Source organism: Ferruginibacter sp. HRS2-29 (genome assembly GCF_024343615.1).
GTDB lineage: Bacteria > Bacteroidota > Bacteroidia > Chitinophagales > Chitinophagaceae > Ferruginibacter.
The window spans coordinates 1-25,664 of record NZ_RJUB01000128.1 but is presented as its reverse complement, the minus strand read 5'-3'; the positions used below and the strand labels follow the sequence as shown (position 1 = coordinate 25,664).

The window sequence follows — 25,664 nt, the reverse complement described above, 5'->3', positions numbered from 1 at the left end:
CATTCTTAATTCTTAATTTTTAATTCTTAATTAGAATGATATTTTTGCGCACCATGTACAATCTCCTACGTTCCTTCTTATTCCTATTTGACCCGGAAAAAGTGCATTACTTTTCGATGAATGCACTGAAAAAACTCTGCAGCATAGGTTTTATCAGAAAAGCAATTATACGGATGTATACGCCTGTAAACGCATCCGGTTTCTCTTTATTCAACCTGCATTTTCGCAACAGGGTTGGCCTGGGTGCCGGTTTTGACAAAAACGCACGATACCTGGAAGAACTGGAATGCCTTGGTTTTGGATTTGTAGAGATCGGTACCGTTACCCCCCTGCCGCAGGATGGAAATGACAAGCCGCGGTTGTTCCGTCTGCCAAAAGATAAATCACTGATCAACCGCATGGGGTTTAATAATGATGGTGCGGATGCTATTGTTGAAAGGCTTAAGAAGTGGCGGGTTACGGCGCACGGATCAGGGGTTACAAATGCCGCAACCAGCAATACGTCACCCGAAACCCTTACCCCTTCACTCATCATAGGCGGCAACATAGGAAAGAATAAAGTAACCCCTAACGAAACCGCCTGGAAAGACTACGAGACCTGTTTTAAAAAGCTGCATCCTTACGTGGATTATTTTGTGGTGAATGTGAGCAGTCCGAATACGCCGGGTTTACGCGAACTGCAGGAAAAAGATGCCTTGAGAAAAATACTCACCACCCTACAGCAGCTCAATCCAACACTTCCCGATCCGCCAAAGCCCATCCTGCTCAAGATCGCCCCAGACCTCACCCGGGAACAGATCGACGATGTGATCTCACTGGCGCTGGAAATAAAACTTGATGGACTGGTGGCAGCCAATACCACTATTGACCGGAGCCTGCTGAGTGATGCTTCCAAACTGCAATGTGAAAAAATAGGAGCTGGCGGGTTGAGTGGAAAGACGTTGAAAAAGCGTAGCACCGAAATTGTAAAATACATCACTGAAAAGACCGGCGGTTCGATCCCTGTCATCGCCAGCGGTGGAATTTTCACCGGCGCAGATGCAGAAGAAAAATTTGCTTCCGGCGCTTCGCTGGTACAGGTATGGACCGGTTTCATCTATGAAGGGCCTGGAATTGTGCGGAAGATCACCGAAGGAAATAAATAGATGCGGGTTTCTGGATGCCTGATAGCCTATTGATGGTTTTTAATAAACCGGGGTATCATATATACTTCGAAAATTAAAGATTGCCAGCAACAAGCATCCAGCATCGGTTTTTCTTATTTTTGCGCCATGGCAGAATTATTTACCTCCGAGAGCATCATCAGTTTCTTCGTATTAGTTATTTTGGAAGTTGTACTGGGCATCGATAACGTTATTTTCGTCAGCATCATCATGAACAGGCTGCCTGACCAGAAAAAACAAAAAACGGCCCGTCGTTTCTGGATGATATCCGGCATTATCGTTCGCAGCCTCCTGCTGCTGGGCCTTGGCTGGTTGCTGTCGCAAAAAGGTAATTACATCATTCCCGAAAGCTGGTTTGGTAAAGGATTAGACCTCGCAAGTATTGTCATGCTGGCCGGCGGGTTATTCCTAATTTACAAATCGGTGAAAGAAATTCATGGCAAACTCGAAGGAGAAGACCATTCAGAAAACGACCTGCTGGATAACAAACTCACTCTGGGGAAAGCTCTTACACAGATTGTGATCATTGATGCCGTCTTTTCTTTCGACAGTATCATCACAGCTGGTGGTACGGCCAAACATGTGGAGATCATGATCGCCGCTGTGGTGATCGCCATGACCATCATGTTCCTCTTCAGCCCGAAAATCTCCGCTTTCATACACAAACATCCTACACTAAAAATGCTGGCGCTTTCGTTCCTGGTGATGATCGGGCTGAGCCTTGTGATGGAAGGATGGGCACCCACTAAAGCACATGAACTCGGATTAAAAAATTACATCTATTTCGGTATGGCATTCTCGTTTATCGTTGAACTTTTGAACATGACCATGTTGAACCGTGCCAAGAAAAGAAGAGTGGTAAAATTGAATGAACCTACATTACAGGAGAATAAACAGCCGGATGAATATAGTGACTCCGCACATTAAGTTTTAGAAATTAGCGCTTAGAGTTTAGAGTTGCTTTCAAGGAAATTCTAAACTCTAAGCGCTAAACCCTAAACTAGTTCAACTTTCTATCCAGCAATATTGCCATCTGCGCAAATATGTTCGCGTTTTCTGTGAACCTGTCCGGGTTGATCTTATCATAGGTATCTGTAACCTTATGGTAATCCGGATGATCTTCTACACCTAAATATAAATACGGGATATTCTTATTGTAAAAACTGCCATGGTCGCTCAGGAATGTCCAGTCCTGCGGATCGGTTGGTTTATCGTAACCGCTTTTCAACTGCGTTGCCGATTTGGACTTGATGCTGTCTACCAGGTAAGCATATTCGGGATAATGCGAAAGCCCGCTCGCCCAGATGCTGTTGTTATCGCTGCGGGCCAGCATATCGGCATTGAGGTTGAATTTTATTTTTGAGAGATCCAGTCCTGCCGGAAGATTATTTACAAAATATGCTGATCCCCTCAGGCCGATTTCCTCTCCATCCCACAAAGCGAAAATGATGGAATGCGTGGGTTTATGTTGATGAAAATATTTTGCCATAGCCAATGTGGCCGCAACACCACTGGCATTATCATCGGCTCCATGATATACTACCCCACTTCCGTCTACCCCAAGGTGATCGAAGTGTGCCCCCACCACTATATATTTATCAGGATACAAAGTGCCTTTTACCAATCCGAGAAAATTTTTCCTGTCAAGCCCCAGGTAAGAAAACTCCTGCATAAATCCTGTCGCGAAACTATCCACTCCCGCCTGACGCAATCTTGATTGTATCAACTGGTGCGACAGAACCACTTCGGCCATTCCCGCTTTCCTGCCTTTGAAAGCGTCGCTGGATAAAGCCTTCAGGTCGTTGTCCATTTGGGTGCTATCCAGTACACGAAAGCTGGCTACAACAGGCGGCACAACCGGCGGCGGCGTTACAGGCGCATCCGTTACCAATTCTTTCTGACCGCACGAAACGATCGTTGTAAGCATTGCCGCAGCGAGAAAAATATTTTTCATGGTTAAATTTACTATTTTTTATACGAATGGTTTACCATCAGTGCTGCCGCTACCATTCCGGCGGTTTCTGTGCGGAGCCTTGTATTTCCCAGGCTTACCGGTATGAAACCCTGCTTCAATGCATTTTCAATTTCCTCTTTTGTAAAATCTCCTTCGGGGCCGATCAGCATTATTTGCGAAGCAGCTTTCCCGTCCATCTGTGCTGTCAGTTCCTTTTTATCATTCTCCTCTTCGCAGTGCGCAATGAATTTTTGGGCTGCAACAGCCTTTTCAATAAATACATTGAATTTCACCGGCTCGGGCAATTCAGGCAGCCAGGTCTGCTGGCTTTGCAACATGGCACTTACAAGTATGCCTTTCATCCGCTCTGTACGAAAATGCTGTTTTTCCGTACGCGTGCAAAGCAATGGAATGATGGACGAAACCCCGATCTCCGTGGCTTTTTCGAGAAACCATTCGAAGCGGGTATTATTTTTTACGAGAGAAACAGCGATGGTTATTTTCTTTTCCGGCTCCGGTGTATGATCAGTCTTATCGATCCTCACTACACATTTTTTCCGGTGATCATCGATGATGGTACAGGTAAACAGATTTCCCTTGCCATCCGTGAGTTGCAGTTGTTCCTCATTTTTCATGCGCAACACCTGCACCACATGTTTCGATGTTTCTTCATTGAGTTGCACAATTCCTGAGCCATCTGTTTGTTCTATATAAAAAAAAGGAAGCGCCATTTTTAATGGATAATTTTATAATGGATAATGAATTATCCGGGTTTCTAATATTTTAAGTTCGATAGATAATAGCTTAAAAAGAAAAATGGAGAAACAAATGATCGTTCTCCATTATCCATTATAAAATTATCCATTAAAAAGGTGCTTCTTCATCATACGCATCATCATTCATCCTGCTTCCCTTCTGGATGTAGAGGCTTCCACCACCTTCGTCGCCGCCGCCTTGTACCGGCTTCCAGTTCCCGCCATCGGATGAACCGCCGCCCGGGTTGAAATCGTTACCCGCTTCATCTTCCACAAATTTCTGTATGTGCAGCAATGCCCGCAGCTTTACGGTTTCAAGGCTACCATTCCTGTGCTTCGCAATTTTCACATGCGTTTCACCCTTATTGTTTTCACCAAATTCATTGGCGGTGATATCGTAATATTCAGGCCTGTAAAGGAACATTACCATGTCGGCATCCTGCTCGATCGCACCCGATTCACGAAGATCACTCAACTGTGGCATCTTGTTTCCTTCTTTCCTTTTTTCCACCTCACGGCTCAGCTGCGACAATGCGATGATCGGCACCTGCAATTCTTTCGCCAGCCCTTTGAGATCACGTGATATCTTGCTGATCTCCTGCTCCCTGTTGCTGTTGCGGTCGGCACTTCCACTCATGAGCTGCAGGTAATCGATGATGATGATACCTACGTTGTGTTTATTTTTCAAACGACGGCATTTCGCCCTCAGTTCAAATATGTTCAATGCTGCAGAGTCATCAATGAAGATCGGTGCTTTTGTAAGCCTGTCGATCCCCTTTTTGTACAGCTGTTTCATTTCGTGTTCTTCCAGTTTACCGCGGGAGATCTTTTCAAGGTGTATCTCGCTTTCGGCACTCAGGATACGTTGCACCAGCTGACTGCTGCTCATCTCAAGGCTGAAAAATGCTACCGCCGTTGGCTTCTTGGCGTTCAATGCGGCGGTACGGGCAAGGTTAAGCGCAAACGCGGTTTTACCCACGGAAGGCCTTGCCGCCAGGATGATAAGATCCGTTGGCTGCCAGCCATACGTGATCTTGTCGAGCGTAGGGAAACCGGTTGGCACACCTGTAATATCATCATCACGGTTACGCATATCCTCAATTCGCTGGATCGTTTTCACCAGCACGGTATCGATGTCGTCGAAATTTTTGCGAAGATGGCTGTTGGTGATCTCAAATAACTTTCCTTCGGCATCATCCAGCATATCGAATACATCGGTGCTGTCTTCGTAAGCATCGCCGATGATCTCGCCGCTGATGCGGATGAGTTCCCGTTGTATGAATTTCTGCAGAACGATCCTGGAGTGAGCATCTATATTGGCGGATGATACCACCGAATTGGTCAGTTTGGTAACATAATACGGGCCACCTACCAGTTCCAGTTCTTCTTTCGACCTCAATTCCTCCACCACGGTAAGCAGATCTATCGGCAGGCTCTTCACCGCCAGGCTTTGCATAGCCCTGTAGATACGCTGGTTGGCGTCTACATAAAAGCATTCCGGCTTCAGGATCTCGATCACGGTATCGAAAGCGCTTTTTTCCAGCATGATCGCACCGAGAATAGCTTCTTCCAGCTCTTTCGCCTGCGGCGGGATCTTACCGAAAACCATGCTGCCAAGGTCAACTTTCGGTTTCCTGATGCCCTTTCTATCTTTATTAAAATTTGTAAGCTCCATTTAATTCCCCTTTTTTAAAAACAATTGTAAAAAATACTTTTCCCGGCTTTTGCGGCCCGTGAAAATTCCCCGTTCATGTTGTACTGAAATTCCTAAAAAAGGATTTTGCGGTAGTCATTTTTATTAGGGCGGCTAAGGTAACTGCTAATTTGGTAATGTTAAATTAACATTCGATGTTATCAACTTTAATTTACAGAGTTTCCCCTGCATTTCCACATGCAAAAGTAGCTTATTAACGGCTTATTCACAGTATTACCCACATCATCTTTATGCACAGCATCGCAAATTGTTTGTTTTTATCAACAAAATGTAGTGGTGAAAAATTCTTTTTGTGCACCGCGAAGGGAAATTATTCACTTGGAAAAACGGATGGAATTTTATAGCTGAATGGATGTTGAACAATGGATAATGTAATAATGGATAATGGATAATGTTTTGACCCCGGATCATTTCACAAAAAGCGTACATTTTTTAAGTCGAAGCTCTCAAAAAATGAACCCATTATCCATTATCCACTATCTCATTATCCATTGCATTATCTTTGCACCGAAAATTATAACTCATACATGATTATTTCTTACAACTGGCTGAGCGAATATTTACCCGTAAAAGTAGATACGGAAAAACTCAGCAGGATATTGACGGCCATTGGCCTTGAAGTGGAAAGCCTTCACCCTTACGAATCTATCAAAGGGGGTTTGCAGGGGCTGATAACCGGCGAAGTACTTACCTGCGAAAAACATCCGGATGCGGATAAATTAAAGGTCACTACCGTAAATGTTGGTGGTACAGAACCGTTGCAGATAGTATGCGGCGCAGCAAATGTTGCTGCAGGCCAAAAAGTGATCGTTGCCACCATCAATACTACCATACATCCTACCAACGGCGAATCGTTTACCATCAAAAAAGCGAAGATCCGTGGTATTGAAAGCCAGGGCATGATATGCGCCGAAGACGAGATAGGCCTGGGCAGCAGCCACGAAGGCATCATGGTACTGCCGGAAGATACTCCTGCAGGTAAAAATGTATCCGAACTGTTCGATTCCTATTCGGATTTCATTTACGAGATCGGCCTCACGCCAAACCGTATGGACGCTATGAGCCACCTCGGCGTAGCCCGTGATGTATGCGCTTACCTTACGCATCACGACAAAAAAGAAACACACGTAAAACTTCCTTTTAAAAATAATATCAAGGCTGATAATACTGATCTGGCCATTGATGTGGTGATTGAAAACGAAGAAGACTGCAAACGTTACGCGGGCATCAGCATCAGCAACATAACGGTAACGGATAGCCCGGAATGGCTCAAAAATAAACTGAAAGCCATCGGTGTAAAACCGATCAACAATATCGTAGATATCACCAATTTCATTTTACATGAAACCGGGCAACCGTTGCATGCTTTTGATGCAGACAAGATCACCGGTAATAAGATCATTGTAAAAAATGTAGCGGAAGGAACGGTGTTTAAAACACTGGACGATAAAGACAGGAAACTGTCTGCTCATGACCTCATGATCTGCAACTCCGAAGAGCCGATGTGTATAGCAGGTGTATATGGCGGGCTCGACAGCGGGGTAAGCGCAATAACCAAAAACATTTTCCTGGAAAGCGCCTGGTTCAGCCAGCAGAGCATCCGCAAAACATCTTTGCTTCATGGCCTGCGCACCGATGCTGCTACCCGTTTTGAAAAAGGCGTTGATATCAGCAATACGGTGAATGTGCTGAAACGTGCAGCTGCGCTGATCAAAGAAATATGCGGCGGGGAATTTTCCAGCAACGTGATCGATGTATACCCGGTTCCGGCAGAGCCGAAAAGTGTGGGATTGAAATATCATTACCTGAAAAAACTCAGTGGTAAAAATTATCATGGAGATACGGTGAAAAATATTTTGGTCGCACTGGGTTTTGTGATCGTGAAAGACAATATCGATGAGCTTTGGGTGAATGTCCCTCTCAGCAAACCGGATATTGAAATACAGGCGGATATTGTGGAAGAGATCATGCGCATCGATGGATTGGACAACATAGACATTCCTACAGCCATCACCATTTCACCCTCGGTGAACACCAATGCAGGCAACATCGCTTTAAAAGAAAAGATCGCTACATACCTTACGGGGCTTGGGTTTTACGAGATATTTACCAATAGCATCACTAATAGCAAATACTACGATGAGCAGGTATTGAAGAGTACGGTGAGGATGATCAACAACCTGAGTGCGGATCTTGATGTATTGCGCCCATCGATGCTGCAAACCGGCCTGGAAGTGATCGCTCACAACATGAACCGGAAAAACAGCAGCCTCAGATTGTTTGAGCTGGGTAAAGTGTACGCTACTTCCGGCATAGGCAATTACACCGAAGAAAAGCATTTAGCCATATACGTTAGTGGCAATACAACGGAAGCAGGCTGGCAGGGGAAGGCCGTCAAAGCTGATTTCTATTACCTGAAAGCAGTTTGCGAAAGGATATTTACTTCGCTGGGCATTGCCAAACTCAGTTTTGAAAATGCCGCTAACCCTACATTGGAAAATGGCACGGAACTGAAAGTGAAAAATAAAGTAGTGGGCATCGCAGGGAATATTCACCCAAAAACACTGGGGAATTTCGATATAAAGGAACCGGTTTTTTATGCCGATATCTATTGGGATGAAGTGCTGGCACTTGTAAAAAACAAGATCGAGTACAAAGAGATCACCAAATTCCCGGCGGTGGAGCGTGACCTGGCATTGATCGTTGACAAAAAAACAGTGTATGCCGAAATAGAGGCTGCTGCTACATCTGCGAAGATCAGCCATTTGCAGTCGGTGAAATTGTTTGATATTTTTGAAAGCGAAAAACTGGGTGCAGGAAAAAAATCCATGGCCGTAAGTTTCACATTCCAGGATGAAGTAAAAACGCTGACCGATAAAGAAATTGATGGATTTATGAACAAACTCATCAGTGCTTTTGAAAAAAATGTAGGCGCTGAGATTAGGAAATAAACAGTCCGCTGCATAGAGTTGACAACTCGCGGGAGTTGTCAACTCTATGCAGTTGACAACTCGTAATAATATGTCAGACATTAACCAACATATTGCCCGTATCACCACCAAGTTGCAACAGCTGCTGAAGCAGTACGAGGCGTTGCAAAAAGAGCAGGAGAGGTCCAGGCAGCTTATTCTTGCCTTGCAGCAGGAAAAGAAAGAGCATGAAACAGAACTGGCCGATCTGCACCAGCAGAACCAGGTGCTGAAAGCTTCGCTGCAAAGCCTTGAGCCTGCAGAAAAAAAGGAACTCGAGCTGAAACTGACGCAATACATTAAAAACATCGACAAGAGCATCGCTCTTTTAAGCCAATAATGTCATGGAAGAAATGATCCCTGTAAACATATTGATCGCCGACCGCACTTACCGGATAAAGACGCTCCCGAAAGATGAGGAAGTGATCCGCAAGACAGTGAAGATCATCAATGACAAGATCATTGAGTTCAAAACACAATTCGCGGGCAAGGATATGCAGGATTATATCGCCATGGTCATCATCTGGTACGCAACACAGGCTGTCGCTGATAATAACACTACAGTTGAACAAAAGGAAATGCTTAACGGATTGAGGAAGCTGGAAGATCAGCTGAATTCAGTCATTTGAATACAAAATGACTAATGACCTGGCGTTGAACCGGTATAACAAGTTCACATAAAAGTTCACAAACCCGCAAAGTTCACACGTAAAACCCTTTTTTTTGCCCAAAAGTTCACAAAGTTAACTAGTTAACATTCTGTGAGATTTTTTTTATAGTGAGTTCACAAAAAAAGTTCACATCAAAAAGTTCACAGGTCATTTCACTTATTTTTGTACAACAGGCCCCTTCTTCCTTTCTGTCCCGCATTTCTTCCCGTTTATTAACAAATTATCACCTAATTGTTTATCTTCGCCACCTGACTGCCCATTCGGAATGAACCGGGAGCAGAAATTTTATACAATATTGTGAATCAGATTAAAACCTTAATAATCAATGGACTCTACTATAATTTACATCATCATAGGTGTAGCTGCCCTTGTTGTGGGCGTCATCCTGGGTAAGATCATTTTTGCCAAAAACACAGAAAAACAGTTACAGGAAGCCGAAATACAGGCACAGAAAATCATCGCCGAAAGCCAGCTCAAAGCTGATACTTATAAAAAAGAAAGGGAACTGGAAGCTAAGGAAAGGTTCGTACAGTTGAAAGCTGACCACGAAAGGGAAGTTTTGCAACGTACCCAGAAAGTAGTGGAAAGTGAAAACCGTATCAAGCAGAAAGAGCAGAGCCTCAATTCGAAAGAAGGTAATCTTGAAAAGCAATTGAAGGAAAATGATGCTATCAAAGAAAACCTGAACAAACAGATAGAGGTAGTAAGCATAAAAAGGACCGAACTGGAAAAACACCAGGAAGAACATATCCGCCGCCTGGAAAAAGTGGCCGGATTATCTGCCGAAGATGCCAAAACCCAGCTGATCGAAAGCCTGAAACAGGAAGCTCATTCCAAGGCATTGGTGTTACAGCAGGAGATCATTGAAGAAGCAAAACAAAAAGCTTCCAAAGAAGCCCGTAAGATCGTTATCCAGACGATACAACGTACTGCTGCTGAAACTGCTATCGAAAATTCCATTACCGTTTTCAATCTGGAAAGCGATGAGATAAAAGGTTCCATCATCGGCCGTGAAGGTCGTAATATCCGTGCCATTGAAGCGGCCACCGGTGTTGATCTCATAGTAGATGATACCCCGGAAGCGATCGTATTGTCTTCTTTCGATCCGTTGCGCAGGGAAGTTGCCCGCTTGTCGCTGCAGCGCCTGGTATCCGATGGCCGTATTCACCCGGCACGTATCGAGGAAGTGGTGGAGAAAACAAAACGCCAGCTCGACGACCAGGTAATGGAGATCGGCGAACGTACCGTAATAGAACTAGGGGTTCATGGCCTGCACAAGGAACTTGTAAGGATGGTGGGACGTATGCGTTTCCGTTCATCGTACGGACAGAACCTCTTGATGCACAGTCGCGAAACCGCCAACCTCTGTGGTATCATGGCGGCAGAACTGGGGATGAACCCCAAACTGGCGAAACGTGCCGGTTTGTTACACGATATCGGTAAAGTTCCGGATGAAGAAACAGAATTGAGCCATGCGCTTTTGGGTGCAAAGCTGGCTGAAAAATATGGTGAAAACCCTGCGGTGGTAAACGCCATCGGCGCTCACCACGATGAAATGGAAATGCAATATGTGATATCCCCTATCATCCAGGCTTGCGATGCCATCAGCGGTGCAAGGCCAGGTGCCAGGAGGGAGATCATGCAGCAATATATCCAGCGTATCAAAGACCTGGAAAATATGGCCATGGCTTATAATGGCGTGGAAAAAGCTTACGCTATCCAGGCCGGCCGTGAACTGAGGGTGATCGTAGAAGCAGAAAAAGTGACGGATTCCGACAGCGATAAATTGAGCTTCGAGATCGCACAGAAGATCCAGACGGAAATGACTTTCCCGGGCCAGATCAAAGTAACAGTGATCAGGGAGAAACGTGCGATTAACATCGCCCGATAATTACGAATTACCAATTACGAATTACGAATTCTTTCAATTGCAGATTGCAAATAAACCAGAGGCCGTAAGTCAAATCGTTGATTTTCAAATATTAAAAAAAGAGATAGAAAAGAGAAGTGGCTGATAAAAAAAATTATTAATTATCCATTATTAATTATCAATTATCCCTTACCTTTGCCGTCCGTTAAAAAAAATAGATATGAACGCAATTAATTTTGTTCATGAGCAGTTGACAACAGTTCCAACGCTTCCGACATTCAAAGCAGGTGACAACGTTACCGTGAATTATAAAATCGTAGAAGGTACCAAAGAACGTATCCAGAGCTTCAAAGGCGATGTGATCAAACGTCAGGGTACTGGCGCTACCGCTTCATTTACAGTACGTAAAATGAGCGATGGTGTAGGTGTTGAACGTTTGTTCCCTATCTTCTCGCCTAACATCGAAAGCATCGTGCTGAACAAAGTTGGCCGTGTTCGTCGTGCTAAACTGTACTTCCTGCGTGAAAGGAGCGGTAAGAGCGCACGTATCAAGGAAAAACGTATGGCTGTTGGTACAAAAACCAAGAAAGACAAAGCATAATTCGTTAAAGAAATTATATAAAAAAGTGAGTAGCCCATGGCCGCTCACTTTTTTTGTGCCCGTAATATTTGCTTTTATCAAAGCTTTTATTATTTTTACCTCCAACCTAACTGACGCTTCTGACAAGACCTCTACTTCTTTTTATTTATTGCTAAACCTCTAACCACCTAATCATTTCATTATGAAAAGAAGTATCTCTTTGGGCTTATTCATCCTTGTTATCACAGCATTCGTATTCAGTTCCTGTGCCAGGAGCATTACCCCGTATGAAGCTGCCAACGGCAGGGCAAAATGCGGAAGATCATTGAGGTGATTATTAGATCAGGGTAACGATATTTCCTATACCTTAGTGCTTTATTTGTACCCTAACTGAACGTATGAGCTTTTTCCCGTCCCCAAAAGGGAAACTAATGATTGCCATGGCAATTATTATTGCTACCTTTTCTTTAACTTCTTGTAAAAAAAATGACTCTCTTTCAAATGAGGCAGCTTCTTTACAAAATCGTTCTGCGCTATTCTTTAATATAGTTCCAGGCACAAATGGATCAGTAATAAATGTAGCCAATGAAATGCGCCGAAGGAACGATAAAAAGGAGTTCGTGAATGATTTTTCAGAAAAAAATGGTTATCCGCATTGGGACAAAGCCATTTTTAAAACGATACATACGGATATACAAAGTTTTGCAGGAAATCTTACTGGTGACGACGATACATTGGCTTATATACCATTGGTTCTGGCAGATTCGAATTATGTCAATGGATACCTGCTGGCCAATCTTTCAACAGGTATAGCGTTAAGCTACAGCCTGGCACAGGATTATAAAGCATATCCTTTCGAACTGGGAACAAATGTGTATTCAGCTTCTGCATTTGCAATGAATATCATGCTGCTCAATCAATCTGTATTTGGCACAAATGAATTTATTATAACAGATCAGAGATTATTCAGTAACGACACTGTACATCGCAAAACCCGTAGATTGGTCTTAGGGCCTTCGATTTCCGACAGCACCAACGCTTCTTTAAACACACCTTCAGTTTGTTCTACGGTAACAGTTTTTGGTGAATATTGCGGCACTCCCGCTTATCCCCAATGCAGCGATTGGGATGGATGCGATCTATGTGGATATCCTACGTGTTACCGTACAACTGATCACTATACCAGTTGTACTTTTGAAGATGGGGGCGGTACAGGTGGCGGAAATACTGGTGGTGGCGAAGGGGGCTCACCGGGCAATGGTCCCGGAGGTGGCGGAGGTAGCTCCCCTCCCCATAATTATCCCTGCCCAGTACCAGGCACATGCCCGCCGCCGGGCGGAGGGATCGGTTTTATCCCAGATGAGCCCCCTGTTAATAAAACACCCTGCGAAAAAATATTGCCTTTTAAGGAAGGTACTGAAACCCTGCAGCTTTTATGGACACAAATGAACAGCAGCGATCCTGCTTTAAAAAGAGAAGTGGGCTTTGGATTTTATTCTAATCAAGCACCTTTATATTATCAGGGCCCCCTGATTTCAAATACAAAAATTCCTGAAATTAATTTTAACCTGACGACGAATTGCCTGGGGTATATACACACGCACCCGGATTTTAACGACAAAATGCTCCCCATCTTTTCGCCAAGTGATATCATTGCACTATATCAGGCATTGACACTTAGAGTTGGCAACCAGCCCATTGCCGATTTTACGACTTTTTCGATTGGCGTACTGAACTGGAAAGGGGATGCGTATTTTATGGTAATCGATGATATTAATAAATTTTATACGTTTGCTAATAGATATGATTTTTATAATCAATCAGAAAATAATACAGAATTTGAATTAGATTTTAAAAGGGCTAATATTAATCATAATACAAATGCTGCCGATACAGAGAAGAATTTTCTTCAGTTTTTAAAATCTATTGACTGTGGAATCAAAGTATTGAAAAGCGATCAGAATTTTACTCAGTTCACACAACTTAGTCTACCAAAAACTACAATAATTTCACTTACATGCTTTTAAACTAAAAAAATGAAACCTATATTATTTATATTTTGTTTTGTTCTATCAGTCTACTCCTCTTATAGTCAAATACCTCCACCTGGCTCTGAGCGGTACAACCCTGAATTAGATAAATATGTAGGAACCTGGCAGTGGTCAACTTCTACCGAAACCATTATTTTTCAGCTAAAAAAAGTTCATTACTTATCAAAAAGCCAGATAACAGAGGACATACTCATGGGCAGCCATAAATATATCAAAAATGGTGTGGTTATAGATGATTATTTGCCTGTCTTCAATCAGGTGGGGCAGACAAAAAAAGGATCGCTATTTATATGGTTAGACTGGCACCATCCTAAACCTGATACTCTTGATGGCATGCTGGCGGATCCTCTTAAGAAAAAATCACAACATATTGATGTTATTTATGTTGCCGGTGCTATACCCCAACTGCTTTGCACAGTGTACAGCAGCGAAGGAATGATCTTCCCTCCAACTTTGCCTGGCGTTACCTTACCGGAAAATTTCACTTTGATAAAGCAGTAAATTTTCGGCATCCGTTAAAACCTAGTTAAACGATCAGGATATTTCTGTCCAAAATTCATTATCCGCAAAAAGCTTTATCTTTACAGCCTCAATTTTAAATTATGACATTAAATTCAATCTTCCTGATCTCAATGCCGGGCGGCAGCGAGTGGATATTGATCGTACTGGTGGTACTGCTCCTGTTCGGAGGTAAAAAAATCCCTGAACTGATGAGAGGTATCGGTCGCGGTATGCGTGAGTTCAACGATGCCAAAGGCAACGTTAAGAACGAGATCGAAGAAGGCATGAAAGAGAAAGACTCAAGGCCTTCTGCCCCCACTACACCACCTGCAGCAGACAACGTAGCCCGCTAAGGATTTCGTTTTAAAAAATTTCAGCCGAAGTATACAGTCCGGAAAGGGTTGAATACTTCGGCTTATTTATACATTTCAGTTACGAATTACAAATTACGAATTACGAATGGAGGCGAAATCATAAACCTTCCATTCGTAATTCGTAATTTGTAATTCGTAATTTATAATTGTCCTACATGTTCGTTTTTAACTCCATTACTGACTATCACCATCAACTCAAGTCTGGCACCACTTCCTGCCTTCAGGCGGTCAATCATTTCCTTTCCAGAATAAAAGAAAAAGCACACCTGAATGCTTTTGTGGAAGTGTATGAAAAAGAAGCGCTGGCAAAAGCTGCGGAGCTGGATGCAAAGAGAAATGCAGGGGAACCATTGAAAAAACTGCATGGCGTGGTGATCGCTATCAAAGATGTGATCTGTTACAAGGATCACAGTGTTACCGCGGCTTCCGCGATACTGAAAGGGTTCAATTCTTTATATACGGCCAGTGCCCTGCAATACCTGCTGAATGAAGATGCCATCATCATCGGCAATTGCAATTGCGATGAATTTGCCATGGGTAGCACCAATGAAAATTCTTCTTACGGAAAAGTGCTGAATGCACTCGACGAAACCAAAGTGCCGGGCGGATCAAGTGGTGGAAGTGCAGTGGCGGTACAGGCAGGCATGTGCATGCTCAGCCTCGGCAGTGATACCGGTGGATCCGTGCGGCAGCCCGCAGATTTCTGCGGCATCATAGGGCTCAAACCTGGCTATGGCCGCATCTCCCGCTACGGATTGCTGGCATATGCTTCTTCGTTCGACCAGATCGGTATTTTTGGCACCCACGTTCCCGATGTAGCGTTGCTGCTGCAGATCATGAGCCAGCCGGATAAGATGGACAGTACCATGGATAAAACGGGGCCTTTACCGGCTTTTGAAAACCCGGAACCAACACCTTTACGTTATTGTCTTTTTAGCCAGGTAATGGACCATCCTTCGCTTGATCCGGAGATCAGGGATAATATCAATGCATTGGCTGAAAAACTGGAAACTGAAGGCAATACGGTGACAAGGCTTGATTTTGAATGGCTGGATTATATCGTTCCGGCGTATTATGTACTTACTACAGCCGAAGCCAGCAGCAACCTCAGCCGCTACGATGGTGTGCGGTATGGCCATCGCAGCGAAAAAGCTACTGAAGACCTGGATGCTTTTTACAGGAATAACCGTTCCGAAGGGTTTGGTATGGAAGTAAAACGCAGGATCATGCTGGGCACTTTTGTGCTGAGTACGGGGTATTATGATGCGTATTACAGTAAAGCACAGAAGATCAGGCGGTTGCTTACAGAAAAAATCACAGAGATATTTGAAGGATATGATGCCATCCTGATGCCCACGGTTCCTTCTACAGCCATGAGCATCGGCCAGCACGACAAAGATCCGGTAGAGATGTACCTGGCGGATATATTTACCGTTTTTGCCAACCTTACCGGCATTCCGGGTATTTCGCTGCCGTTGTTTTCACACAGCAATAACATGCCCTTCGGACTGCAGGTTATGACAAATAAACAAGAAGAACTACCTTTGCTCCACATTGCCGACAGGCTGATGCAGCAATACAAGCCCGTTCGGGCTCTTTAGATAAATGAAAAGATCGCTTATCATATCATCATTCATCCTGGTTTCGGCACTGGCGTATGCACAGCCCAAAAGCCCGGTAAAGAACAATGCTACGCTAAACGACACTCTACGAAAAGAAAATATCCTGGAAGACGAGATCATCGATGAGATCGTGGAAACCAAAAGGGCTCCTCAAAAAGATAAGGTTCAATATTTCAGCCAGCTGACGCGGTACGGTTTCAAAAACCTGTTTTCCCGCAATACCTTCAGCAGCACACTTCCCTACTCCAGCCAGGTAAATCCACATGCGGAAAGTTATATGCAGGATTACCTTAAAGTTCATTCGAAGAGCCTGCTGAAAATGAAAGATTGGGGCACTCCCTATTTCAACCTGATCGACAATATTTTTGCTCAATATGGCCTTCCTAAAGAACTCAAATACCTGGCGGTGATAGAAAGCGGCCTGAGTACGGGTGCTACCAGTTGGGTGGGCGCTGGCGGCCCATGGCAATTCATGCCCTATACTGCCCGCAATTATGGACTGGTGGTAAATGGCTCTTACGACGAGCGCCGGGATTATTACAAAAGTACACATGCCGCCGCCCGTTACCTGCTCACCTTATACAAACAAATGAACCGCGATTGGTTACTGGTGATAGCTGCTTACAATGGAGGCCCCGGCCGTGTATTTAGTGCCATGAAAAGAAGTGGCAGCAAAGATTTCTGGGCATTGCAGTATTACCTGCCTGAAGAAAGCCGCAACCATGTAAAGAAATTCATTGCTACACATTATATTATGGAAGGAACCGGCGGCATCACTACTACATCGCAATCGGGCAATGGTGGCATGGAGGCAGGATTTACAGGTTCGCTGGATGCCACCGGCAGCAGCAATCCTTACGAAAGCAGTTCCAACCTTACCGCACAGGAAAAAGAACAGGCTGAAACCCAAACCATTTCGGGAAAATATAATTCGGCTGTCATTGCAAAAAATCTCGCGATGGACATCGTGGTTTTCAATAAATACAATCCGCAGTTCGACAGCAAGATCAATACCAACGGGCAGTTTGAACTGATACTCCCGGCAGATAAGATGCAGCTTTTCCTCGCTACCAAATACCAGATCCTGAATGAGTGTGTGCAGCTGCTGTTAAGCGACAATAATATCCCCAACAACAAGACAGTCTATCCTGCAAAATATGGGAAGGCTCGAAAGAAAGGGTAGTCAATAGTGAATAGTCAATAGTCAAATCTTTGAAGGTTGTTCATTTCTGGAAAGAAATCCCTTTCTAAACTTTCTAAACCTCTAAACCTTCTAAACCTAATCCCTAATCTCTAATCTTCTCCCTAAACTTTCTACAATTGCTTTCGTCTTCAGCAAACTCTCTTCGTATTCATCTTCCGCATTGCTGTAAAAAGTTATTCCGCCACCGGCAAAAAAAGAAAGGTATTGTTGCGAAGCATTGTAGAATATACTGCGAATCACCACATTAAAATCGAAATCCCCATCGGGTGTTACATAACCTATAGAGCCGGAAAACAAGCCGCGGTTGGTTGCTTCATATTGTTCTATCAGTTCCATCACGCGTTTCTTTGGCGCACCTGTCATCGAGCCCATCGGGAAGGTGGCCCTGATGGCGTCTGTCCAATGTAAACCATCCTTCAATAAACCTTTCACCGTGCTGATCATCTGGTGCACCTGCGGAAAACTATAGATACCGAATAATTCTTTCACGTGCACACTACCTTCCCTGCAAATGCGGCTCAGATCGTTTCTCACCAGGTCTACCACCATCACGTTTTCACTTTTATCTTTTGCACTATTACGAAGCGACTCCTTACTGTTTTCATCGGCGGCAGCATCCTGTAAAAATCTCCGGCTGGTACCTTTGATTGGCTGTGAAATGACCGACTGGCCTTCTTTTCTGAGATACCGTTCCGGGCTGGCGCAAAGGCAGTATTTATCCTCCCATTTATAAAGCGCCGCAAATGGTACGGGTGAAGAATGAATGAGCTTGTGATAAAGCTGTATAGGATCTACTACTGCATCTTCAGCAAAAAAATGCTGACAAAAATTTATTTCATAGCAATCGCCGCGAACGATATGCTCCTTCAATGCATTGATGATGCGTAGGTATTCCGGCTTTGTGGTACTATGTTGTATCAGCGGAATGTGATACGGCATTTTTGCACCGGCTTCAGCAGATTCCATTTCAATTTCTGCAATGATGGAAGCGGGATCGGCATGATCGCTCTCTACCGACCATTCATTATCTCGCAGGCGGATGATATACTCCGGTTCAAAAAAGAACCCCGGGCCAAAACCGGTTTTGTCTTCTCTGGAAGAGGAAAGTTTTTCTGTCTCGTTTTTAAGATCGTATCCGAGATGGCCGAATAACCAGGCAGGTCGTTCATCGTAAAATGTGCGCAACTGCTGGTAGGCAGTTCCCGGCATGAGTTTTACTGATCGCCTGCAACCTGCAGCCAGTATGCATTCAAAAGATACAGTACCTTCAGAATATTCATTATTATCCAAAAAACAAAAGATGTTGAACCGGCTCGCCCAATTCAACATCTTCTGCTTAAAAATATTGTTATCCTTTATCTGTAAATATGGAAAGGTTGATTTCACATTTTTAATTAAAAATCATCATCGTCATCGTAGCCACCGCTACCACCGCCGCCGTCCATGTCGTCGAACAGGCCGAATTCTTTGAAGTCGTCATCAAGGCCCAGGTCGTCATCGTCTTTCTTTTTTGATCCGCCTGTTTTTTTGACCTTGGATTTTGGCACATCGAATTCGTCGAAATCAGGATCCCAGTTGTCATCTTCTTCCGGTTTTTCCCAATCATCTTCTACATCATCCACTTCATCATCATCGTCATCATCGTCGTCGCTGCTTTTCTTTTTGGATGCTTTACCTTTCGCCGCAGATTTTTTCGGGGTATCCTCTACCTCATCCAGGTCGTCATCTTCCAGGTCATCATCTTCTTCTGCTTTCGATTTGGCAGATGACTTCTTTGGCGATTCTTTCGGAGCTGCTGATTTTGCCGCAGCTGTCTTTTTGTTGTTATCAGATTTTGTTGCCATGCTAAGAGAATTGTTACTGTAAAAATTCCACGACTTTTTTAATTAGCCAAATATTTTTTACTTTTTTTCAAAAAAAATATTCTACGTGATGATCAGCTGATCCCTGCCAGGACCGTTACTGATATATTTTACAGGTACTTTTATAAATTCATTTAAATAGTTGATATAATTTTTCATCTGCGAAGGCATCGCTTCATAATTCGCAAATGCCTGTATGTCGGTATTCCACCCTTCAAATGATTTATAAATTGGTTCAATATCCAACTTATTCATTTGGAAAGGAATGCGGTCTGTTTCTTCCCCGTTGATCTTATAACTGTTGCAAACTTTCAGTTCTTTCAACCCATCAAGAATATCCGCTTTTGTCATCACGATCTGAGTCACTCCATTTATCATGCAGGCAAATTGTAATGCCACCAGGTCGATCCATCCGCAACGGCGCGGCCTTCCGGTAGTACTGCCAAACTCGTTACCTGTATTCCGCAGGAAATCGCCGGTTTCGTCCATAAGTTCTGTAGGGAACGGACCACTGCCCACTCGTGTGCAATATGCTTTGGTGATCCCGATCACTTCTTTGATCTTTTGTGGCGCAATCCCCAATCCGCTACAGACACCTGCGGTGATAGTACTGCTGCTTGTAACAAACGGAAATGTTCCGAAATCGACATCCAGCATACTTCCCTGTGCACCTTCGGCCAGTACTTTATTCCCGGCACTGATCTTATCATTCAGGAAATATTCACCGTTTACGATCTTCAATGAACGAAGGAAATCGATGGCTTCAAAAAACTCTTCTTCCCATGCGCTGATGTCTTCCTGAAAATTGAAACTGTCGAGCAGGCGTTGATGCTTCAGGCGAAGCTTGATATATTGGGTGGTGAAATTCTTATCGAGCAGGTCGCCTACACGCAATGCATTACGGCCTGTTTTATCCATATATGCCGGGCCGATACCTTTTAAAGTGCTTCCGATCTTGTCGGTACCTTTTGCCAATTCGCTCGCCTTATCCAGCGCCCTGTGCGTAGGCAAAATAAGATTGGTACGTTCACTGATAAAAAGGTTCTTCCTGTAATCTACGCCAAATGCCGCTACCGAATCACATTCTCTCTTCAACGTTACCGCATCCAGTACTACGCCGGCGCCTACAAGGTTGGTTTTATCTTCATGGAAAATACCGCTGGGGATCTGGTGCAGTACGATCTTTTTGTCGTTTACATAAAGTGTGTGCCCCGCATTCGGCCCACCCTGGAAACGGGCGATCACGTCATAGTCTTTCGCGAAATAATCCACGATCTTACCCTTGCCCTCGTCGCCCCATTGAAGCCCCAGAATTACATCAACCATTGTCTTGTAGTTTTTTCCCGGATAAGGGAATGTTTATGAAATTGTTTGCGCCCGGATGGACTGTATTGTAACAAAACGCAAAAATAACCGTAAAAAAAACAACCACCTAAAAATTAAACGCAGATTTTAAGGTGATGTAAACAGATTTCACAGATTACTTTTTCAGGCTTATACCAATTTTATTTTTGAAGGCTCTTGAGCGGATACAAATAAAAAAGGAGCCATTGGCTCCCTTATATAAGATATGAAAAACGTTTATGCAACTTTCAATAAACTCAGCTTGCTGTTGCTGAATTTACGCATTGCATATTCGATCGTTACGTCAAATTGTTTTACCTTTTGGCTTGGCAGTTCATACATCGCATCGGTGAGGATGCTTTCACAGATACTGCGTAACCCACGTGCGCCGAGTTTGTATTCCAATGCTTTTTCCACCATAAAATCCAGCACTTCCGGTTCAAATTTCAGCGCTATGCCTTCAATTTCAAACAGGCGGGTAAATTGTTTTACCAGCGAATTTTTAGGTTCTGTAAGAATGCTGCGCAATGTGCTTGCATCCAGCGGATTCAGGTAAGTGATCACCGGCAAACGCCCCAGCAGTTCGGGAATGATACCAAAATCTTTTATGTCGACAGAATTCACAAACTGCAACAGGTTGTTGAGCTGGTATTCCTGCATTTCCTTATTCACGTTGAAACCAATCGCGTTGGTGTTCACCCTGCGGCCGATGATACGGTCGATGCCATTGAAAGCCCCGCCGCAAATGAACAATATATTCTGCGTATTTACTTTTACCAGTTTTTGTTCCGGATGTTTCCTGCCCCCTTGAGGTGGAACGAGTACTTCAGCTCCTTCGAGTAATTTCAGCAAACCTTGCTGCACACCTTCGCCGCTCACATCACGGGTGATGGAGGGGTTGTCGCTTTTGCGGGCGATCTTATCAATCTCATCGATGAATACGATCCCTTTTTCGGCGGCAGCCACATCATAGTTACATGCCTGCAGCAATCGCGTCAGCATGCTTTCCACATCTTCACCTACATACCCGGCTTCTGTAAACACCGTAGCATCTACAATAGCGAAGGGCACGTTCAACATACGTGCTACGGATTTCGCCAGTAAGGTTTTACCCGTACCGGTTTCGCCCACCATGATGATATTGCTCTTTTCTATCTCTACCTCGTTATCAGCTTTCTGATTCAGCCTTTTATAATGATTGTATACGGCAACCGCGAGGATCTTTTTTGCTTCATCCTGCCCGATCACATATTCGTCCAGGAATTTTTTGATCTCGATCGGTTTCTTGATGGTAAGCTTGTATTGGGAAGATGATGCCGGCTGTTTGCTCTCCGCATTGGGAACAATTTCCTGCATGATGATCTCCTGGGCATGCTCTACACAATTTTCGCAGATATGACCATCCTGTCCCGCAATGAGGATCTTAACTTCATCCCTGTTGCGGCCACAAAATGAACAATGTAATGCTTGCTGTTTTGCCATTGAAATTTCCTTAAGTTGTTGAGTTGAGTACGAATTGTGTAATGCTCACACAATGTAAAGATACTAAATGCTTCGTAAAAGCAATGTGTGCCCGTTACAATTGAGGTGAAAGAAAAGCCAATTATACATGCTTCAGATTCTTCAAATGCTTCTGTATCATCTGCTTAAGCTGTTTTTTGACGATAGCCCCCATGGTGTTGCATTTCGAAAAATTGGTGCTGCTGAAGTGCTCATTTAGTTCGGATCGCAACTGTTTTACCTTATAATTCTCGGATAATTCGTCTTTTATCATGGTATTGAACAGTTCCATCAGCTGCTTTCGGTTGCCTATTACCCTGTATGCCATGGTGGTATGCTCTTCTGTCTGGTATTGTTCTATCACGTGGGCACTGAGGTTTTTGAGCACCACTTCCACATACTCATAATTTTCTTTGTAAAACTGGGGAAGGTATAATTTTTTGTTGCCCTCGTAACATTGCTGATCAAAATCGATGGCCCTGAAACGATACTGGTAATCTTCAATATCCGGTGTGATGTCTACTACAAAATTATAATTGCGCATGTCGCCGAGCAGGCGGGCGAAACACCGTTCGTTGAACTTGACAAATTCCTTGGCGATACGGATCTTATTATGTTCCGGATGGTTCAGGTATTTTTCCAGAAAAACATCGCCGGGTATACCGGGAATATGTTCTTCTACCAGCGTATTCTTGTGATGCAGGAAAACGATATAATTGGGTGATAGTAAATGTTCGAGTTCCAGTCCGTAGATCCGGGAAGCATCCGCCATTTTTACATAAAAATGATCGTAATTGCTATTGACCTTATTTTTTACCCGGATGCGAAAAGGCACGCTGTTGCCAAATTCGCAGAAGTCGATGCGCTCAATCTCCAGGTGCTCTATATATCGCAGGTTGCCTTCGGTTTTTAAAACGGCATAGGTTTCAATCAGGCTCTCCTTGAGCACTTCCATTTCTTTGAGATCGTACACGGCCGTTTCCCAATGTGTCAGTTTGCCATTCTTATCGCGGATGGAATCCGAATACCGATAATTCAGCAGGTCGCGGTAATTGATGGGCAGCGGGGTGTCGCGGTTATTGCGGCGGAGATATTTCTGCAATCCTTCACTCACCGGATAGATATCCTTTTTCATCAGTGGCCTGTCGGCTTCATGAGAAACTTTAGCGTTGATGATGTCGGAGAATTGCATGGGGCAAAGTTAGGTGAATAAGTGAATGATGAATGGTCAAACCTCCGAGGCTTGGTTCGGTAAATTCAGGTTTGTATTTATTGCAGGAGAACGTGACCAATATGAATATGAATTACGCATGGACCTTCTAGGCCATATGATCAAAACCGTGCGTACGGAAAGGAATCTGACTCAAGAGCAACCCGGAGAACTTGTAGGCGTACAAAAAGCCCAGATATCAAAGCTGGAAAACAACGCCAACAGCGCTACCATCGGTACTATTCTCAAAGTATTCAAAGCATTGAAAGCAGATATTAATTTTAATGTAAAAATTGATAAGGAATATCTTCAACTAGCCTGACTATAATTACTGTTTGAATAAAATTAAACCCCGCCTTGGGCGGGGTTTGAAAAATCCGTGTAATTCGCTATAATTCGTGTAATAAAATTTACAACTTCTCCAATCTCGCATCCACAATTCCATAAGCGATACTTTCATCCGCATCCATCCAATGATCACGATCGAAATCCTTTAAGATCTTTTCAATCGGCTGGCCGCAATTATCTGCCAGGATCTTCGCTCCCAGCATTTTCGCTTTCTGTATCTGCACTGCCATTATCTCCAGGTCGGCACTGGTACCACGCCCGCCGCCACTTGGCTGGTGGATCATCACTTCGGCATTAGGAAAAATGAACCTGCGTCCTTTTTCGCCACCACTCAGTAAAATTGAACCCATGCTCGCTGCCATCCCCATACACACGGTGCTTACCGGCGAGGAGATCATCTGCATGGTATCATAGATCACCATTCCGCTGGTAACAACACCACCCGGGCTGTTGATATAAAACGTGATCTCTTTTCCCGGTTCGATCGCTTCGAGGTACAATAGACGATCAGTGATATCCTTGGCACTCTTGTCATCTACCGGGCCCCAAAGAAATACTTTTCTTTGCTCGATGAATTTTTTATCGAATCTCCATCCACCCATCATTTTCTCCATCGGGTTTTCCGGTGACTGAACTTCCGGGTTTTCTTCTTCCTCGTCCTGGCGTATTTTATAATTTATATTCATTGCTAAATGTTTAATGGTTGTAGTGATAAATTGATTTGACAATTGATATCAGATATCGATGATCCACATCGCACATCTCACATCTTACATCATACCTTGTTAGTCTTTTTTCGCTTTGCGTGTATTGGTCAGCAGTACTTCATCCACCAGTCCGTATTCCTTGGCTTCTAATGCTGTAAGCCATTTATCACGGTCGCAATCGAGTGCAACTTTTTCAACAGGCTGCCCCGTATGTTCTGAAATGATCTCATACAGCTCATGTTTCAGCTTCCTGATCTGGTTCACCGTAATTTCGATATCCGATGCCTGCCCGCCCGCACCTGCACTCGGCTGATGCATCATGATGCGGCTGTGTTTCAACGCTGTGCGTTTACCATGTGCACCTGCACACATCAACACCTGCGCCATGCTCGCTGCCATACCCGTACAGATGGTGGCTACATCGGGAGTAATGAACTGCATAGTGTCATACATGCCCAAACCTGCATGCACGCTGCCTCCCGGACTGTTGATATACATCTGTATATCCCGGGTGCGATCGGTACTTTCCAAAAATAAAAGTTGCGCCGTTACGATGTTGGCTACCTCATCGCTGATGGGATAACCCAGGAAAATGATCCTGTCCATCATGAGCCTGCTGTATACATCCATCACTGCTACATTCATAGGCCTTTCCTCAATGATATTCGGGGTAAGGTTGGTAACGTTATGATTGATGTAACTGCTCAAAGTATTACTGCTGATGCCTTTGTGCTTTACCGCGTATTTTTCAAATTCTTTTCCAAAATTCATCTGTTATGCTTTAATTGATTTAAGATTGTTTGTAAGTTAAGTATTCAATTACGAATTAAAAATTACGAATTACGAATTAAGTGCACAAATTTCGAAACACATTCGTAATTCGTAATTTTTAATTCGTAATTATTTTAGTCTCTGCTCCTTCCCTGATAGATCATGATGTATTGTACCAATGTTGCCAGCGATGCCAATGCTGCTACAACATAGGTCAATGCTGCCCATTTCAATGCATCCTTAGCCTGTGCATGTTCTGTATGTGAAGTGATATTGGTGGAATCGAGCCACTTCAGCGCTCTCGCTGATGCATCGAATTCTACGGGCAAAGTGATCACGGTAAATAATGTGGTCACTGCAAACAGGATGATTCCCACCAGCAAGATCGTTGGATTGCCATTTCCAAAACCCATAAAACCGATACCTGCAAGAATAATCCACTGCGAAAGATTACTGCTGATCTGCACAGCCGGAACGATCTTACTGCGCAACTG

At 43.9% G+C, this 25,664-nt stretch carries 25 protein-coding genes; 14 read left to right on the top strand and 11 right to left on the bottom strand.

Annotation, left to right across the window (positions count from 1 at the left end):
* The first annotated feature begins 35 nt into the window (after positions 1-35).
* A complete protein-coding gene (locus EGI32_RS14040; RefSeq protein ID WP_369681667.1) occupies positions 36-1,145 on the top strand; it encodes a quinone-dependent dihydroorotate dehydrogenase in 1,110 nt (369 codons plus the stop codon).
* Between the two features lie 126 nt (positions 1,146-1,271).
* Positions 1,272-2,090: a TerC family protein gene (locus EGI32_RS14035; protein WP_255155996.1), complete on the top strand. Its 819-nt coding sequence runs from the start codon at positions 1,272-1,274 to the stop codon at positions 2,088-2,090.
* Between the two features lie 73 nt (positions 2,091-2,163).
* Here EGI32_RS14035 and EGI32_RS14030 read toward each other — a convergent pair whose 3' ends face one another.
* The 3 genes from EGI32_RS14030 to dnaB all read right to left on the bottom strand — a co-directional run bounded on the left by EGI32_RS14030 (position 2,164) and on the right by dnaB (position 5,547).
* Positions 2,164-3,117, bottom strand: a complete 954-nt coding sequence (locus tag EGI32_RS14030; protein ID WP_255155995.1) for a M20/M25/M40 family metallo-hydrolase — start codon at positions 3,115-3,117, stop codon at positions 2,164-2,166.
* 11 nt (positions 3,118-3,128) lie between these two features.
* The gene (locus tag EGI32_RS14025) at positions 3,129-3,848 is read right to left on the bottom strand and encodes a 16S rRNA (uracil(1498)-N(3))-methyltransferase (protein ID WP_255155994.1); all 720 of its coding nucleotides are present in this window, start codon (positions 3,846-3,848) and stop codon (positions 3,129-3,131) included.
* Between the two features lie 133 nt (positions 3,849-3,981).
* Positions 3,982-5,547 (bottom strand): replicative DNA helicase, encoded by a 1,566-nt coding sequence (dnaB, locus tag EGI32_RS14020; protein WP_255155993.1) that lies wholly within the window; start codon positions 5,545-5,547, stop codon positions 3,982-3,984.
* Between the two features lie 566 nt (positions 5,548-6,113).
* On the opposite strand from dnaB, the gene pheT reads away from it, so the two are divergent.
* The 11 genes from pheT (at position 6,114) to EGI32_RS13965 (ending at position 17,407) form a co-directional block, all read left to right on the top strand.
* Positions 6,114-8,537 carry a phenylalanine--tRNA ligase subunit beta gene (gene pheT, locus EGI32_RS14015; RefSeq protein ID WP_255155992.1) on the top strand — a complete coding sequence of 808 codons (2,424 nt, stop codon included), beginning with the start codon at positions 6,114-6,116 and terminating at the stop codon, positions 8,535-8,537.
* A 70-nt stretch (positions 8,538-8,607) separates the two neighbouring features.
* Entirely contained in the window at positions 8,608-8,895 is a 288-nt protein-coding gene (locus EGI32_RS14010; RefSeq protein ID WP_255155991.1) for a hypothetical protein, read from the top strand.
* A 4-nt stretch (positions 8,896-8,899) separates the two neighbouring features.
* Positions 8,900-9,184 carry a cell division protein ZapA gene (locus EGI32_RS14005; protein ID WP_255155990.1) on the top strand — a complete coding sequence of 95 codons (285 nt, stop codon included), beginning with the start codon at positions 8,900-8,902 and terminating at the stop codon, positions 9,182-9,184.
* A gap of 367 nt (positions 9,185-9,551) precedes the next feature.
* Positions 9,552-11,117 (top strand): ribonuclease Y, encoded by a 1,566-nt coding sequence (gene rny, locus EGI32_RS14000; protein WP_255155989.1) that lies wholly within the window; start codon positions 9,552-9,554, stop codon positions 11,115-11,117.
* A 199-nt stretch (positions 11,118-11,316) separates the two neighbouring features.
* On the top strand, positions 11,317-11,697 hold the full coding sequence (rplS, locus tag EGI32_RS13995; RefSeq protein WP_255155988.1) for a 50S ribosomal protein L19: 381 nt from the start codon (positions 11,317-11,319) through the stop codon (positions 11,695-11,697).
* A gap of 181 nt (positions 11,698-11,878) precedes the next feature.
* Positions 11,879-12,010: a hypothetical protein gene (locus EGI32_RS13990; RefSeq protein WP_255155987.1), complete on the top strand. Its 132-nt coding sequence runs from the start codon at positions 11,879-11,881 to the stop codon at positions 12,008-12,010.
* 64 nt (positions 12,011-12,074) lie between these two features.
* Positions 12,075-13,703 (top strand): hypothetical protein, encoded by a 1,629-nt coding sequence (locus tag EGI32_RS13985; RefSeq protein WP_255155986.1) that lies wholly within the window; start codon positions 12,075-12,077, stop codon positions 13,701-13,703.
* Between the two features lie 9 nt (positions 13,704-13,712).
* Positions 13,713-14,228 carry a DUF6705 family protein gene (locus EGI32_RS13980; protein ID WP_255155985.1) on the top strand — a complete coding sequence of 172 codons (516 nt, stop codon included), beginning with the start codon at positions 13,713-13,715 and terminating at the stop codon, positions 14,226-14,228.
* A 101-nt stretch (positions 14,229-14,329) separates the two neighbouring features.
* Positions 14,330-14,581, top strand: coding sequence for a twin-arginine translocase TatA/TatE family subunit (locus EGI32_RS13975; protein ID WP_255155984.1), 252 nt, complete (start codon positions 14,330-14,332; stop codon positions 14,579-14,581).
* Positions 14,582-14,757: 176 nt separating this feature from the next.
* Positions 14,758-16,203 carry an Asp-tRNA(Asn)/Glu-tRNA(Gln) amidotransferase subunit GatA gene (gene gatA, locus EGI32_RS13970; protein ID WP_255155983.1) on the top strand — a complete coding sequence of 482 codons (1,446 nt, stop codon included), beginning with the start codon at positions 14,758-14,760 and terminating at the stop codon, positions 16,201-16,203.
* A 4-nt stretch (positions 16,204-16,207) separates the two neighbouring features.
* The gene (locus EGI32_RS13965; RefSeq protein ID WP_255155982.1) at positions 16,208-17,407 is read left to right on the top strand and encodes a lytic transglycosylase domain-containing protein; all 1,200 of its coding nucleotides are present in this window, start codon (positions 16,208-16,210) and stop codon (positions 17,405-17,407) included.
* A 96-nt stretch (positions 17,408-17,503) separates the two neighbouring features.
* Here the strand turns inward: EGI32_RS13965 and EGI32_RS13960 are convergent, their stop codons facing one another.
* From EGI32_RS13960 to EGI32_RS13940, 5 genes are all read right to left on the bottom strand, one after another.
* Positions 17,504-18,814 carry an anthranilate synthase component I family protein gene (locus tag EGI32_RS13960; protein WP_255155981.1) on the bottom strand — a complete coding sequence of 437 codons (1,311 nt, stop codon included), beginning with the start codon at positions 18,812-18,814 and terminating at the stop codon, positions 17,504-17,506.
* 8 nt (positions 18,815-18,822) lie between these two features.
* Positions 18,823-19,272, bottom strand: coding sequence for a hypothetical protein (locus EGI32_RS13955; RefSeq protein WP_255155980.1), 450 nt, complete (start codon positions 19,270-19,272; stop codon positions 18,823-18,825).
* A gap of 81 nt (positions 19,273-19,353) precedes the next feature.
* Positions 19,354-20,616 (bottom strand): adenylosuccinate synthase, encoded by a 1,263-nt coding sequence (locus EGI32_RS13950; RefSeq protein ID WP_255155979.1) that lies wholly within the window; start codon positions 20,614-20,616, stop codon positions 19,354-19,356.
* 255 nt (positions 20,617-20,871) lie between these two features.
* Positions 20,872-22,116 (bottom strand): ATP-dependent Clp protease ATP-binding subunit ClpX, encoded by a 1,245-nt coding sequence (gene clpX / locus EGI32_RS13945; RefSeq protein WP_255155978.1) that lies wholly within the window; start codon positions 22,114-22,116, stop codon positions 20,872-20,874.
* A gap of 121 nt (positions 22,117-22,237) precedes the next feature.
* Positions 22,238-23,326, bottom strand: a complete 1,089-nt coding sequence (locus tag EGI32_RS13940) for a hypothetical protein (RefSeq protein ID WP_255155977.1) — start codon at positions 23,324-23,326, stop codon at positions 22,238-22,240.
* Between the two features lie 118 nt (positions 23,327-23,444).
* Here EGI32_RS13940 and EGI32_RS13935 point away from each other — a divergent pair, with 118 nt between their 5' ends.
* The gene (locus tag EGI32_RS13935; protein WP_255155976.1) at positions 23,445-23,666 is read left to right on the top strand and encodes a helix-turn-helix domain-containing protein; all 222 of its coding nucleotides are present in this window, start codon (positions 23,445-23,447) and stop codon (positions 23,664-23,666) included.
* A gap of 88 nt (positions 23,667-23,754) precedes the next feature.
* Here the strand turns inward: EGI32_RS13935 and EGI32_RS13930 are convergent, their stop codons facing one another.
* The 3 genes from EGI32_RS13930 to EGI32_RS13920 form a co-directional block, all read right to left on the bottom strand.
* Complete coding sequence (locus tag EGI32_RS13930; RefSeq protein ID WP_255155975.1) at positions 23,755-24,378, bottom strand: ClpP family protease; 624 nt, start codon at positions 24,376-24,378, stop codon at positions 23,755-23,757.
* Between the two features lie 99 nt (positions 24,379-24,477).
* The gene (locus tag EGI32_RS13925; RefSeq protein WP_255155974.1) at positions 24,478-25,170 is read right to left on the bottom strand and encodes a ClpP family protease; all 693 of its coding nucleotides are present in this window, start codon (positions 25,168-25,170) and stop codon (positions 24,478-24,480) included.
* A gap of 134 nt (positions 25,171-25,304) precedes the next feature.
* Positions 25,305-25,664 (bottom strand): zinc metallopeptidase (locus EGI32_RS13920; protein ID WP_255155973.1); only part of this gene is annotated, 360 nt, incomplete at its 5' end.